Consider the following 14,469-nt stretch of genomic DNA (forward strand, 5'->3'; position numbering starts at 1 on the left):
AAAATCACTGTACCACTACAGATCAAGTCTGAGCTAGTACAGCTTTACTCTAAGTAATAATACCTAAGCAGTTACATTTAGCAGCGAATCGCCTTCACTTAAACCAAATTTCTCTTGCACTGATGCAAGGATTGATTCTTTATCTTCATCAGACAATTGGTTTGAATACTCAGTTAATAGCTCATCTAAATAGCTGACTACTTCATCTGTATCGACTGATTCTAATGAGTTTTGCGGCGGTGGCGGACGCTGGCCTTCTGCCCGTCCTGCATCACCAATACTTTTAGCATCAAACTCGAGTTCGCCCATTAAATCAGCAAGCTCTTTAGTGGGTGCAATACCTTGCTCTTTAAACGCCGCTTGAATACTTTGCGCATCGTCGCTAGTTAAGTTTTTTGCATCAAACTGTGCAAGCGTTTCTTTAATAAAATCGCTTTGCTCTGTTGATAGCTTTGCTGTTTGGCTGCTTTGTTGCGACATCAAACTGGCAGAACTGCTGTTAATACTATTAATCATTTTAGTACCCTTTCAACGTTCACGACGAGGTGGTTTATGATCGCTAAGCTCTTGTTCACTGATTTCGCCATTACCATCGGCATCGATAGAATCAAAAATTGTTTGTGCATCGCCGTGCGGTGGTTTTTTAGCACTAAACTCTTCAAAGCTAATTACACCATCGCCATCAGTATCAATAGTTGAAAAATCAGGTCTTTCAGGAGGATTGTCACCGCCTCGTGCAGCTACATTAGCTGAAAAAGCAATAGATAATATTGCCACAGTGGCAAGTGTTGAAAAATGCTTCATAGTAATAACCTCGTATTTAAGAATTAAATTAAGATTACGCTTTAAAAACGCAAACAATGTGCAAACAATAGGGTAGTAGTAAATTATTTTGATAAAAAAATTAATTTAAAAAGTTATGGTTGATTGCATTGCAATCAATATATAAGCTAATAAAATAATACGATTAATAACTGACGAGCAGTTGCGTTACTGCCCTTAATTCTCAAAGCTGATATACTGCTTGAGCCAATTAAACAAACAAATACAGAGCACTTTCATAAATAATGATTAATAACCAACCCTACTTAGCAGGCAATCTGTGAAAATACCTAAACGCCTACAACCTCTTGTTGATGATGGCCTTATTGACGAAGTTATAAGCCGACTAATGAGCGGCAAAGAAGCCGATGTATTTATTGTGCGTTGTGGTGAACACATACGCTGTGCAAAAGTGTATAAAGATGCCGTTAAACGTAGCTTTAAAAAAGCGGCACAATACCAAGAAGGCCGAAAAGTACGTGGTGGACGCCAAGCCCGTGCTATGGGCAAACGCTCTAGCTATGGCCGTCAATTAGAAGAAGAGATCTGGCAAAATGCCGAAGTTGATGCCTTATCTCGTTTAGCCGGTGTGGGTGTGCGTGTTCCTGATACTTACTTTTGTATTGATGGCGTGCTGCTTATGGAGCTCGTGTCGGACGAGGATGGTAACGTAGCCCCTCAACTAGGACATGTCGTTTTTAGTGAAGAGCAAGCGATTGAGCAGCATAAGCTCATGATGCATTATATTAAGCTTATGCTTTGCGCAGGTATAATACACGGCGATTTATCTGAATTTAATGTACTTGTAGATAATAACGGCCCTGTAATTATAGATTTACCGCAAGCAGTTAACGCTTCAGCAAATAACAGTGCGCAAGCTATGTTTGCACGCGATGTAAATAACATACGCCGCTATTATGGTGAATTTGCGCCAAGCATACTAAAAACTCAATACGCTAAAGAAATGTGGGCATTATTTGAAGAGGCAAATTTAACGCCGAATTCAACGCTTACTGGTGAATTTGAAGACAGCGACGAACTTGCCGATGTAGATTCTATTCTTGATGAAATTCAGGCAGCAGAATACGAAGAGTTTGACCGTTTAGAGCGTATTAAAAATGCTGACGATGATGAGTAGCTCATCGTCATCGCTCATTCCACATTACTGTGGATGCACAAATCGGTAGCCAACCCCATAAACAGACTGAATAACACTTTCAGTTTGTGTCACTTCATCTAATTTTTTACGCAACTTTTTAATATGACTATCAATAGTACGATGGCTCACAATACGCTGATCGGCGTACATAGTGTCCATTAAACTATCGCGCGAATAAATACGATTTGGGTTGTTAAACAAAGGTTTAAATAGCTGAAATTCAAAGTTCGTTAGCTCTATGCTGCTTGATTTGTATTTTACGCTGTAGGTGCTCTCGTCAAGCTTCATTGTTGACTCTGTAACATCACTTGCGCTACTTAATCGCCTTAATATAGCTTTAACTCGCGCCACCAGCTCAGCATAACTAAACGGCTTACAAATATAATCATCTGCACCTAACTCAAGTCCAAGCAGCCTATCTATTTCTTCTACTTTTGCCGATACCATAATAATAGGCACATTTGAAAAGCGCCTGATTGCTTTACACAATTCAATGCCACTTTGGCCAGGTAACATTATGTCGAGTAAGATTACACTCGGGCTGTTAATTTCAAGCCAAGGTAATACTTCATCCCCGTGATGTATTTGATGAGTGATAAAGTGGTGGCTGCTTAAAAAGTCACTCATTAAGTTAGCTAGCTTTACTTCATCTTCCACAATCAGTATTTGTTCACTCATAGGCATCTTTGTAAGTAACCTCAACTTTATTTTTATAAACTAAATCTTCGGCAATCTAATAATAATGGCAAGACCACCTAAACTGGCTTTTTTAGCAGCTATTTCACCATTATGGCCTTTAACTATATGCTGGCAAATAGATAAGCCTAAACCAGAACCCCCCTCTTGGCGATTACGCGAACTATCTACTCGATATAAATACTCAAACAAATGCGATAAATGCGACTGCTCTACACCTACGCCATTATCTTCAATTATAAGCTCTAAGTAGGTTTGCCCTTTAATACTTATATTGCTAGCCGTTAATGAAATAGTGGTGCATTGTGCATAGTGTACTGCGTTCATTAAAATATTATCGAGTAGCTGCAAAAGGCGTGTTTTATCTGCTTGTACAGTTATGTGTTTAGCGCTATTTAGTAAATGAATTTTTATATTATGTTGTTCAAGCACAACCTGATATTTTTGCTCAATAGTATTTAATAATAACGCCATATCAGTAGGTTGCATAGTGTAGTGCATACCTCCTAACTCTGCGCTATTGAGCATATGCAAGTCGTCTATTAAGCGTTTTAAATGCAAAGCTTCATCGTTAGCCGAACTTATATTTTTTGTGTTCGGTTCTCGTATACCAAGTAGCATAGCTTCAAGTTCACCGAGTAAAATGCTCATTGGCGTCCTAAGCTCATGAGAAATATTAGCAAGCCATCGCTTACGTACTTGCTCATCTTTAGCGAGTGTAAATGCAAGGATATTAAAATCTTCGCTTAATTGGCCTAATTCGTCTTTTCGCTCAAGCGTAAGTTTGGTCTCGTAATTACCTTGCGTTAAGCGATGCATACCGTTAGCAATTTGCTTTACTGGGCTTACTAGGTGACGAGACAATAAAAAGGTAACCAGTAATGTAAGCACTACCGCAGCTAAAGCAATAAACCATAGGTAGTTAGTTTGTTGCTGTAAAAAATCAAGTTCATAACCATCCACCAAGCTATCTCTTTTAGAAACAGCTAAGTAACCCACTACTTTATCGCCCACTGTAATTGGGGTTGTTATATATTTTAAATCACTGAGATACTTACCCACTACTCGCTGTTTATTTTCATCAAGTAAAGCGTAGTGAGCAATATTGTCCGGTGGTGGGCGGCGATCCATCCCTAAACGAACATGATCGGGTGGCGGTCGTCGCATCATACCTCCTCTGGGGCCAGGACCTTTTGGTGGTCTAGGTAAAAACTGGCTATTTTCTAGCTGCGATTCAACAAGCTTTCTAAAATTTTCGCCATCGCCAACAACGCGTTGCCATGAGGGTGTTTGTTCGTATTGTTTTGCAAGTTGTACAACAAGTGGCTCTAGCGCTTTTACCTCTTTTGCATTAACAAAATCAATTACGCCTTGGCCTATACTCCATTGTATAAGTACCACCAGCCCTGCAATAACACTAAAAGTAAAACTAAATAGTATTAAAAAAAGTTTATTATGAATTTTCATTAATGCGTGTTTTCAACCTTGCTAGGAAAGCTTTCAAATCGGTATGTTATAAACTCTTTGCTTTGGTCGTTAACATACAACGTAGCAATTATTTTTTTGCCTTGAACGGTCCAATACATATGACCATGATTATTTAATGTAACCGATACGGTATTTATACCACTTTTAAATAAGTTAGCAGGTAAATGCAACGCTTGTCCGTAAATTCGCTGTATTTTAATCCCATTAATGTATAAATGAGCATGACCTTGTAAAAAGCCCGTATCATCGTTTGTAGTAACGCTCATCATTTGCTGCATGTTCATCGTGCCCTCTGGCGGCACAGACAAATCATAGTTCTGTGTATCTAAAATTAAGTTATAACCCGACATACTATCTTTTAATAACTTAAGGCTTAATGCAGGGGTTGGCGTATCACTTGGCACTGCTATAGGCATATGGCTATGATCCATCATTTCCTGCTGCGCAAAGAGCTTAAAGCTCAATAGCGCAGCAGTAGTTAGGATCAATGCGTATTTAAAATAACGCATAGTTACTCCTTACATTCCCGGTGGTGGACCCATTGTTTCGCCCGTATCACAGCGACCAATTGAATTATCGGCTAATTGACCTTTAAAACGAGGCCCTATTTGATAAGGAAAAGAAGGCTGTAATTTACCATCACTGTCTAACGTTAGTGTTATATGGTAGTGATAACCCTTGCCATCGTTAGTATCGTGGCCGTTATGCTCATCTAATTGAGCACCGGTTACTGTTTTTTGTGCGTAGTAATAATCTTCAAAATAATAACCGTCATCAGCATTTAATGTATTACCTGAAAGCGTAGTCACTTGTGCACCAATTGCAGGGCCTGCATCACTTGTTTGTGTACCTTGGCTAACGTCGTATTGATTGACTAAAGTACAGCTTCGCTCACCCTCAGTACCACAACCACCTTCACTTTCTGACGCGCCATAATCACGCATTTCCCAGCCACTTAATGCAAGTTGACCGTTACTTTCATAAGGACCGTAAAGTGGATAACCATCAGCTGCAAACCCATAAATAGGTGAATGCGCATCGCCATCATCTTCAAGTAAATCAGCTAAACAACTAGTGTAAAAATGGTGATGATATTCACCGTTAGCAGCATGTCCGCCACACACATCAACATCGTATTGCTCAGCAATTGGCGCTAATGTATACCAAATATTATTACCGTAGCTCATACCATCGCCCCAGTTAAATATACTGGTGCCATTAATCATTAAGCCAACTGTACCTAAGCCTGTTTCGCAAGTTTCAGTGTCAGATAAATCGGTAGGTGTTATGGGAAAATACGCCTCAACTATTTGTTCTGTCGGGCAACCAGGTCCTGGAGGCCAATAGCCTGCACCGCCTGTGTCATTACAGTTTTCAGTGCTGCTGTTATAGCCAATATCTTCACCAAATGAAATAGTTTGCCCTACTGCTGCTGAAGTTACACCATTATAAAAGTCGGTAGCTGCACGTGGGCGATTATTTAACGTGTCTACTTGGTCTTGTGTAAGCGTTACATCATATTTAGGAATGTCTGTTGTTTGCACATACATGTATTCAACGTCAGCATCTTCCTCTGTAACAGTAACAACCTCAACTGATTGAACATCTTCAACCACTGCACCATTGTTTTGTATATAAGTAGAGGTTGTATCGTTGTTAATTAACCAACTAGAGAGCTTTACACTGGTATCACCATCATAATCTGATGATGCAATTACCGTAATAGTAACGGTATCAATAACAACATCATTAGTACCATCATCTGCACTAATTTCAAACACAAGTGCTTCATCAGTTAAAACTTCAGGTGCAACAAACTCAGTAGACGTTGCTGTACTTGAAGATAAGCTAACGGTAGTGCCTGATGTTTGTGACCAGCTGACAGATACTTCGCCATCATCTTCAACTGTTGAACTTAAATAAACGGTATCGCCCGCATTAACAGTTTGGTCAATACCGGCGTCAACCGTTGGAGCACTATTACTGACTGTCTCGCCGTCTGTTGTAGTACTTGTAGAATCGCTGTTACATGCGCTTAAAGCGATGCAAAGCGCACTTAACGCAAATAACTTAGTTGCATTAGAGGCTTTTATTTTAAGAAGTGTTTTCAATGTTTGAACCTTTACTTTAACGTTTAATAAAGCAAAGTTAACAAGTAAAAGTGCAAACAATGTGCATAAACAAAGGAAGAATCTACATAAAATTACAACTGTGGTCTTTTAAGCAAAAACTTATCTTTGGTTGTACTAAAGTAATCACCGCCCATTTTACCCACTGCATTTAATAATTCAGGGTCAATATAGCCATTACTCATCACTTCATCGTCTATACAAATACCCACTACATCCAACAACATCATTTTTCCGCCGCCAGGCTCATTTGAAATACTAATAACTTCGCGTAACTTACATTCAAACCGTACTTTTGAATCAGCCACACTCGGCACTGCGACCATTTGGCTATCAATTTTAGTTATATTTGCAGCGTCAAATTCGCTTATATCACTAGGATAATTAGCACAGCTTTGATTCATTTTTTCAACCAGTTCATGGCTCACAATGTTAATCACACATTCTTTAGTTGCCATTAGATTATTGAGCGTATCTTTATTCGTTTTATCACTAGGGTTTACTTGCGTAACACTTAAAACAGGTGGCTTGCAGCTAGCCACAGTAAAAAATGAATAAGGCGCAATATTCGCAATACCTTCACTATTTAATGTACTTATCCATGCGATAGGCCGTGGGCTTATACCGCCGACTAAGTAAGAGTAAACATTTTGGTTGGTATTTTCGGTGAGATCTAAAAACATACATTTCCTTTTAATACATTAAAACTAAATCTTAATTCAAGGTAGTTACGTATAACTTTGGCTAACTCAATTAAATAACAAGTTAATTTTTATTTCTATTTAAAGCAATAAACCAATTATATGAAAATAAACATCGTGTGGTTTAAACGTGATTTACGTCTTAGCGATCATCAACCATTAAAAAATGCATTTAGTAATGGCTTACCGACCCTGTTACTTTATAACTTTGAGCCATTACTGCTCGAAGATGCACACTACAATGAGCGGCACTGGCGCTTTGTGTATCAATCAATAGTTGAGTTAAATAATCAGCTAGCGCGTTTTAACGCCTGTGTTTATGTATTTAATTTAAATATGAGCGATTTACTTGAATCGTTAAAGACGCAGTTTGAAATAGTAAATATATTTAGCCATCAAGAAATAGGCTTAAACAATACCTTTGAGCGCGATAAAGCAATAAAAACTTGGTGCCAGCATAACCACATTAATTGGCAAGAGTCGCAAACAGGCGCGGTGATTCGCGGCAAAAAAAATCGTAATAATTGGAATGAACGCTGGCAGCAAACAATGCAAGCACCTATTGCTGTTCCTAATTGGAAGAGTATAAAAACAATTACCCTTAATAACTATCAAGCACCTGTTCTGCCAAGCGCTTACACGCAAGATCACGACAGCTTTCAACAAGGCGGTCCGCTGCATGCGCGCACTGTAATGCAGAGCTTTTTTGCCGAGCGCGGTAAAGGTTATCAAAAAGGAATATCGAGCCCAAGTTTAAGCCAAACCCACTGCTCTCGGCTTTCGCCGTATTTAGCGTGGGGGAACATTAGCCTTAGGCAAGTGTATCAAATGGCCATTGATGAATATCATTCAAAACACCCTGACAAAAGAGGCTGGAAGCGCCCGCTTGCTGCGTTTGTATCGCGCTTGCATTGGCACTGTCACTTTATGCAAAAGTTTGAAAGCGAGTGCTCCATGGAATTTTTAGCCCTTAATCCAGGCTACCATGTATTTCCATATCGAGATGATGAACATGTGAAAAACGATATTGAACGCTGGGCGCAAGGTCAAACAGGTATTCCAATTATTGACGCTTGCATGCGCTGCTTAAAAGCCACCGGTTATATAAACTTTAGAATGCGCGCCATGCTTGTAAGCTTCGTAACGCATCATTTAAATATTAGCTGGCAGCAAGCAAGCTTTCCTCTTGCTAATTACTTTTTAGATTTTGAGCCAGGGATTCACTACCCGCAAATTCAAATGCAAGCCTCGGTCACTGGTATTAATACCATTAGGCACTACAACCCAATTAAACAATCAGAAGATCAAGACCCAACAGGTTCGTTTATTAAAAAGTGGTGCCCCGAGCTTGAAAAACTCCCTATTGAATATTTACATCAGCCTTGGGAGCAAACTCCGATGGAAGCACTCTTTAACGACTTTAAGTTAGGTGAGGATTACCCTGAACCCATGCTTGATTTAACAGCAGCCTCAAAAGAAGCACGCGAGCGCTTATGGCAATATCGTGAGCGAGCCGATGTTAAACGCGCCATAGGGAAAATTCTTAGAAGGCACGTAGCAATTACACCAAAAACAAGCCAAGCAAAAAATAAAAACAACACTAAAACTAACAGTAAGGCTAAGTAAGCATGGCGCACAAAAAACTAAACTTACCTCAAAAAATATGCCCTATTTGCAATAAACCTTTTACATGGCGTAAAAAATGGCAGCGCGACTGGGATAACGTTATTTTCTGTTCAGAGCGCTGTAGGCGTAATAAATAAGAGTAATAATTGACTGGCATCTATTTTTCAATATAATCAAATACTTAGTGGTTATGAAGAAATAGTCGAACAGGTATCGCAAGCGTGGAATAAATTTATCTTAGCTCCTGAAGCAGTTAAAAACATATACTCTAGTGACTGGATAAAATTGATTTAATCTTTATGCAAATTGGTGTAATTACACTGATAATGATAACTATGATATATATAATCTTAGCTTTGTAGCCCAGTTTTAATAAACACAAAAAAGCCGCCTTGCTGGGTCAGCCCAGTTAACCAAGGCGGCTTTTACTAAACAACTATAACTTACATATTACCTAGCTCTATCATCATTGCTGTGTACATACGTAAATTAAGCTCAAGTTGCTCAAGTGTCATAAATTCATGCTCTGAGTGACCTGTGTAGCGTTTACCTGGCATTGAAGGGCCAAACGATACTGCATTATCAAACAGCTTTGCGTTAGTGCCACCACCTATTGATACAAAGTCAGCTTTTTCGTCGCCCGTAAAATGCTTGAAAATATCAAGCAGCTTTTGCGCGTGCGGCGCACTATCAAGTAGCATAGGTGTGCCAATAATTGTTTCTATGTTGGCAAGCGTTACATTGTTAGTGGCCTGCCAATTAGCGAGTGCATCATCAATTTGCTTTTTTAATACAGCTTCGTCTTTACCCATTGGGCGACGTGCATTTACAGCAAGAGTTAGCGCATTACCATCGCGCTCAATAACGGTTGGTGTCACTGTCATCGGGCCCATAAAGTTGTGCTTGTAAGCTATTTCGCCAAACTGTTTACCGTGAATGTCTAAACCAATTAACTGATTCACAAAGTCGATTAGCTGGCCGTCACTGTTATTTTCAAGCTCCACACCTTTAAATAACTCAGCTAAATAGGCAATCGCATTTATACCCGACTCCGGCTCAGATGAATGCGCCGACATACCTTTAACACTTATTGCTAAACCATTACTTTTTTCACTAAAGTTAAATTCAACTTTATTTAATGTTTTTGCTTTTGCTTTTAATGTATTAATAAGTGCCGCGTTTGCATTGTGCAAAACTAAGCTTGCATCTTCTGGAATTTGGCTTCTAAACGCACCGCCAGTTACATCCTTTACATATAAACCCGTCTGTGGTGATGTTGCATTAAAAGTAGGTGCAATTAAGCTCCAGCCTTTCTCGGCAACCACTACAGGGTATGATGCATCAATCGTTACTGCATATTTTGGTTGTTCATACGTTTTCATAAATTGAGTAAGCGGACCCCAATCAGACTCCTCTGCAAGGTAAATCATCAGCTCAATTCGGTTATTAAGCGTTATGCCTTTATCTTTAATTGCTTTCATGGCGTAAAGCGCTGTTGCTATTGCACCTTTATCGTCTTCCGTACCACGACCAACTAATTTACCCGGTTCAGATGTATCAATAATAAAAGGACTTTGTTTCCATTTGCTAGCATTAGCAGGTTGCACATCGCCGTGGGTTACTACCGTTACTTTTTCGCTTTGCTCGCCCATACCAATTAATACGGTGTAGCCTAAATCTTGATAGTCAAAACCAAGCTCTGCGGCTTTCATTTTTAAAAGTGCTTTAAAGCCAATAAAATCGGGATTTTGAGGAGCGCTAATGTCGTTTTTATTAACCGTCGGAAAAGCCACTAAGTTAGTTAGTGTGTGTATTTGAGCATTTTGGTAGGTATTTACTGCGTAATCGGCAACGCTATCAATATTTTTATTTAACTGCGCATGAGCACCAAATGCAAATAAAGCAATACTGGCTAAAGCTAACTTTTTCAAAACAATTCCCATTTAATTAATAACTAAGAGCATTAATTATAACGCTATGGGAGGCTTACATATAGCAATTTGTGGCAGGCACACAGGTAACTTAAGGTAAATATTTATATAGCAGCTTTTATGAGGATGAATGTATAATGCGCGACTTAAAATTAACAGGATCTTTAATTGTGAACCGTCGTAAAAAAATCGTCACTAAATTTCAAAAGAAAGATAAACGCACTAACGCTAAACTACACAAAAGCAACAAACCGTCTTATGTATCAAAAGCTGAGCGCGAAAAACTAGCTGAACAAGAAAGTAATGAGCCACAGGTAACCCAAGAGTAACTTTACGTTACCCGTTGCTTTGATAATTTAAAGTGGCAAAAGTAGCGACCACTTACATAACATATCACTGCCGTGGCAACTATAAGCTCAAACGTAGCTAAGTAATTAACTGTATCTACATATGGTATTGCGAGGTTTATACTTTGCATCCAGTCTTTCATTTTAAATAATGCAGTTGCCCCAATAACCATTGGAAATGTAAAAGCAGCGTAGCTCGGCGTAAAAGGTCTGCGTAATAACTTTATAAATAACACATAAACAATCAGTGTTTTTATTATCGCTAATATAAATAATGCCCCCACTATAACAAGTGATGGATTAGCTACAATATGAAAATACCCCGCTAATGTTAAACTGGCAGGCGCAGCTAAAATGGCAAGTGTTGGCTGTATTTCGTAGTCACTTTTTAATGCTAATAAAAAACGATAAAACATAATTGGCAGCATTATCGCGTACGTTGATATACCAATAACTAACGCACTATAAGCTAACCACGCTAATGTCGGATTTCCCGAAAAAGTAATATCTGCAATAATTATCCCTACTGGTGGCACAAACCAGCTGGGCGCCATATCCTCAAAGTTAAACTTTTTTGCTCGCTGGTATAAAAAACTCACCAAAAATGTGAGATGCAGCACAAAAGCTAAAACCCACATAATATCACCAGCCAATGGGTTAAATTGCCCAATTGAGTTTGAAATAACAAGATTAGCCATTGCAAATGTAGGGATCACACTTCCTGCAACTGGGTGTGCTAAATCGGCTTTTAATAAATGAGGGTGTAGTAAAAACTTAGCAGCCAAAAGTAAAACTAATACGCCAGCTAATACCGCTCCCAAAAATTGCCCTTGAGAGTTTAAATTAAAAACGTTTTCCCATGTCCATCCCATACTAGCAATACCCAAAGCTAAACCGGCCATAGCTGTTGGCGCACCCATCACTTTATTTTTAAATTGCTTAAACACTGTACTTCCTAATCATTGGGTGATGAACAAGTTACTGCTTTTTACTGCATTACCTTAAAATAACGCTGTAAAATTAATCCAAGCGTGCTTAATAGAACCCTTTTTGCATACAAATATTTCATAAAAACAAAAAGCCATAACACAGCTACGGCTTTTGCTTTATTTTAAATTTGAATATGAGGTTAATTAAAACGCGTAACTAACGCTTACATTAAATGAACGACCTTGCCCTGCTAATTGCTCAAACCCGTTGCCGCTATCTTGTTTAAGCGCTGCAATACTTACACCGCCAAGGGGGAGCTGGTAATATTCATCAAACACGTTACTCACTTCTGCGCTTAGAGTTAATGAATCCCATGTGGCTTTAGAGCTTAAATTAATCAGGCTGTAGCTGTCTGTTTGGTTTTCAAAACGATTATTATCTACACGGCTTTTTGCATCTACCCACTGCCAAGATAACGCATTTTCAAATCGATTAATTTGCTGGCTAATACCTAGCTGGGTTTGCAGTGGTTTAATTTGATAAAGCGGCTGGTTAGTATCGTCGCGCTTACCTCTCGTATTAGTAACATTAGCGTGCAACTGCCAGTTACCTAAATCCTTAAATTCATAAATGTTGGCTGTTAAATCTATTTTTGCACCATATAAAATGGCATCTACATTAGTAAACTGCAAAATGTTACGCGCTGTATTATCTAAATCATAACTATTGAAGCTTCTTACAATATCAGCATCAATATAATCATTCACATCTGTATACCAAACATTGGTGCTTAAACGCCAACCATCATCTTTAGCCTGCTTAATATAAGTAGCACTTATTGTATGCGCTGTTTCAACGTCTAAATCAGGGTTACCAATATAGCCATTACCATCGCCATACCAACCAATCATGGTGGTTGCCATATTGCTTACGCCCCAGCTGTATCGCTCGTATAAATTAGGCGCGCGGTTTTTACGGGCAAGGCCAAATTGCAGCTCATCATAATTTGTTATTTGGTAGTTAATTAATAAATTAGCATCAACTATGGTGTCAGTTTTATCTCTGTTGGCAGCATTAAAGTTCTGTGCAGCAATGCTATTATCTGTAGACGTATCGCTCATGGTCATAGTTTCCATACTGCCTATACCCATCATGCTCATACCATCGTTGTAAGATTGAACCTCCCCAACGTGGGTATTAATACTTTCAATACGCACGCCTACGTTTAACCATAACTTTGTATTTATTTGACTCTCAAATTCAGCAAATGCCGCTATGCGCTCTCGTTTACCGTTATTTATATTTACGTAATCGTCTGGTCCCATCATGGTTGAGCCTTCAATACCTGGCCACCAATCATCAATGCTGTAATTGTAATATTCTTGAGCGAGTAAAATACTGCTGTTTTTATTAAGCGCGATACGCCATTTAAGCTGCGTACTTATATCTTGTGCATCGGTTTTCATTGGCATCATGCCTGTTTTTTCTTCACTGAAAAAACCCATTTCGTGCTTTACGCTATGCCAGTTAACTTGCCCTTCAAGCTCGCTGTTATCAAAAGAGCGTTTGTATTGAGCTATTGCGCCGTAACTGGTGTTATCGGTCATATCCATGTACTGATTTGCAAATCCCTGATACGGGATTTTTTGATGCGTTAGCTTTATCACTAATTGCTGTTTATCATCGCGCATAGCTGCGGTTAAACTATGATTTTGTGCTCGGTACAATGTATCTAACACTACATCGCCGTTACCGTCTTCATAACTATCTGCATCACTAAACGAGCCCTGGTAATTAAGGCTAAACGTGTCACTTGCTAAACGTGCACCTACGCCAAGTTTACGTCCGTTATCAACACTACTGTACTTTGCTGACACATAACCTGAGTGCCAACCTAATTCATTGCTATCGCTATACTGTGGTGAAATAGAATTAACGCTTATTACGCCAGCAATATTATCGCCGCCCGAGCTCACAGGCGACACGCCTGCAACCACATTGTAAGACGTAATTTGATTAGCCGAAATATACGAAAGTGGCGGGTTCATGTGATTAGCGCATGCAGCGGTAACATCTGCGCCATCAATTAACACTTTAACTCTGTCGCCCATTAAACCATTTAAAATAGGGAGGTTAGATACGCCGCCCGCAGCTGAAAAGTCGACACCTAAATCACTTAATAACGATTCTGACGAACCAAGTGCTAAATGCTTATTTTGAGCATGTCCGTGTACTTCAATTACTTCTAAAGGTGTATCGTCGGCAAATGCAAACGGAGATAGCACACCGCTAATAAAAAGTGCGACAGGGGAAAGTAAGTAAGTTTTTTGAGTTTTGCTTTTATAAACCATTGTGAATTTATGCCACTGTAATAATTGGCGTAATTATAGTGTGAACTGCAAAAGCAAAAGCGCGACATATTGTCGCACTTTATCAATTAAGAATGTTGTTAAATTGCCCCTAGACAGAACCCTTCGTGCAGCGCGTGTTTGGCATTTATTCTACGTTATCGCCTATTTATGAGGAATAAACACTACATAGGCTCTGCCTTACTTAAATACCAAACATACTGCTGAAAATTCAACCTCAAAAGATAAGCAGGCCATAAATAAAGGATGGTTTTAATTACAAAAAAGAGCC

The 14,469-nt window shown here is 39.1% G+C and carries 14 protein-coding genes; 4 read left to right on the top strand and 10 right to left on the bottom strand.

The genetic code is table 11. The annotated features are described in order from the left end of the window. Window positions 1-63: 63 nt before the first annotated feature. Both DC53_RS06790 and DC53_RS06785 read right to left on the bottom strand, forming a co-directional pair. Entirely contained in the window at window positions 64-516 is a 453-nt protein-coding gene (locus DC53_RS06790) for a hypothetical protein (protein WP_033030762.1), read from the bottom strand. A 12-nt stretch (window positions 517-528) separates the two neighbouring features. Beyond that, entirely contained in the window at window positions 529-804 is a 276-nt protein-coding gene (locus DC53_RS06785) for an EF-hand domain-containing protein (protein WP_007376870.1), read from the bottom strand. 298 nt (window positions 805-1,102) lie between these two features. On the opposite strand from DC53_RS06785, the gene DC53_RS06780 reads away from it, so the two are divergent. Next, window positions 1,103-1,960, top strand: coding sequence for a PA4780 family RIO1-like protein kinase (locus DC53_RS06780; protein WP_007376869.1), 858 nt, complete (start codon window positions 1,103-1,105; stop codon window positions 1,958-1,960). A 24-nt stretch (window positions 1,961-1,984) separates the two neighbouring features. On the opposite strand, the gene DC53_RS06775 is transcribed toward DC53_RS06780, so the two are convergent. From DC53_RS06775 to DC53_RS06755, 5 genes are read right to left on the bottom strand one after another with little or no spacing between them, the layout of a single operon-like run. Next, window positions 1,985-2,659 (bottom strand): response regulator, encoded by a 675-nt coding sequence (locus tag DC53_RS06775; RefSeq protein ID WP_033030764.1) that lies wholly within the window; start codon window positions 2,657-2,659, stop codon window positions 1,985-1,987. A gap of 39 nt (window positions 2,660-2,698) precedes the next feature. Then, complete coding sequence (locus DC53_RS06770) at window positions 2,699-4,144, bottom strand: ATP-binding protein (protein ID WP_033030766.1); 1,446 nt, start codon at window positions 4,142-4,144, stop codon at window positions 2,699-2,701. After that, complete coding sequence (locus tag DC53_RS06765) at window positions 4,144-4,674, bottom strand: hypothetical protein (RefSeq protein WP_033030768.1); 531 nt, start codon at window positions 4,672-4,674, stop codon at window positions 4,144-4,146. The genes DC53_RS06770 and DC53_RS06765 overlap by 1 nt, the downstream gene beginning before the upstream one ends. 9 nt (window positions 4,675-4,683) lie before the next feature. Next, window positions 4,684-6,336 (bottom strand): YHYH protein, encoded by a 1,653-nt coding sequence (locus DC53_RS06760; RefSeq protein WP_081824574.1) that lies wholly within the window; start codon window positions 6,334-6,336, stop codon window positions 4,684-4,686. 32 nt (window positions 6,337-6,368) lie between these two features. Next, window positions 6,369-6,977 carry a flavin reductase family protein gene (locus DC53_RS06755; RefSeq protein WP_033030770.1) on the bottom strand — a complete coding sequence of 203 codons (609 nt, stop codon included), beginning with the start codon at window positions 6,975-6,977 and terminating at the stop codon, window positions 6,369-6,371. Window positions 6,978-7,097: 120 nt separating this feature from the next. On the opposite strand from DC53_RS06755, the gene DC53_RS06750 reads away from it, so the two are divergent. Together DC53_RS06750 and DC53_RS21720 are read left to right on the top strand one after the other, a co-directional pair. Further along, window positions 7,098-8,621 (top strand): cryptochrome/deoxyribodipyrimidine photo-lyase family protein, encoded by a 1,524-nt coding sequence (locus tag DC53_RS06750; RefSeq protein ID WP_033030772.1) that lies wholly within the window; start codon window positions 7,098-7,100, stop codon window positions 8,619-8,621. A 2-nt stretch (window positions 8,622-8,623) separates the two neighbouring features. Next, the gene (locus DC53_RS21720) at window positions 8,624-8,758 is read left to right on the top strand and encodes a DUF2256 domain-containing protein (RefSeq protein ID WP_076916399.1); all 135 of its coding nucleotides are present in this window, start codon (window positions 8,624-8,626) and stop codon (window positions 8,756-8,758) included. 306 nt (window positions 8,759-9,064) lie between these two features. Here the strand turns inward: DC53_RS21720 and DC53_RS06745 are convergent, their stop codons facing one another. Next, on the bottom strand, window positions 9,065-10,552 hold the full coding sequence (locus DC53_RS06745; protein ID WP_033030774.1) for a dipeptidase: 1,488 nt from the start codon (window positions 10,550-10,552) through the stop codon (window positions 9,065-9,067). A gap of 137 nt (window positions 10,553-10,689) precedes the next feature. Between DC53_RS06745 and DC53_RS0120600 the strand changes: the two genes are divergently transcribed. Further along, window positions 10,690-10,881 carry a DUF2986 domain-containing protein gene (locus tag DC53_RS0120600; protein WP_033030776.1) on the top strand — a complete coding sequence of 64 codons (192 nt, stop codon included), beginning with the start codon at window positions 10,690-10,692 and terminating at the stop codon, window positions 10,879-10,881. A gap of 2 nt (window positions 10,882-10,883) precedes the next feature. Here the strand turns inward: DC53_RS0120600 and DC53_RS06740 are convergent, their stop codons facing one another. Together DC53_RS06740 and DC53_RS06735 are read right to left on the bottom strand one after the other, a co-directional pair. Continuing rightward, window positions 10,884-11,846 (bottom strand): TDT family transporter, encoded by a 963-nt coding sequence (locus tag DC53_RS06740; RefSeq protein WP_033030782.1) that lies wholly within the window; start codon window positions 11,844-11,846, stop codon window positions 10,884-10,886. A 186-nt stretch (window positions 11,847-12,032) separates the two neighbouring features. After that, on the bottom strand, window positions 12,033-14,180 hold the full coding sequence (locus DC53_RS06735) for a TonB-dependent receptor (protein ID WP_033030784.1): 2,148 nt from the start codon (window positions 14,178-14,180) through the stop codon (window positions 12,033-12,035). Between the last annotated feature and the right edge of the window lie 289 nt (window positions 14,181-14,469).

Origin of the sequence: Pseudoalteromonas fuliginea (genome assembly GCF_000690055.1) — a bacterium.
In the GTDB taxonomy this organism is placed as follows: domain Bacteria; phylum Pseudomonadota; class Gammaproteobacteria; order Enterobacterales; family Alteromonadaceae; genus Pseudoalteromonas; species Pseudoalteromonas fuliginea.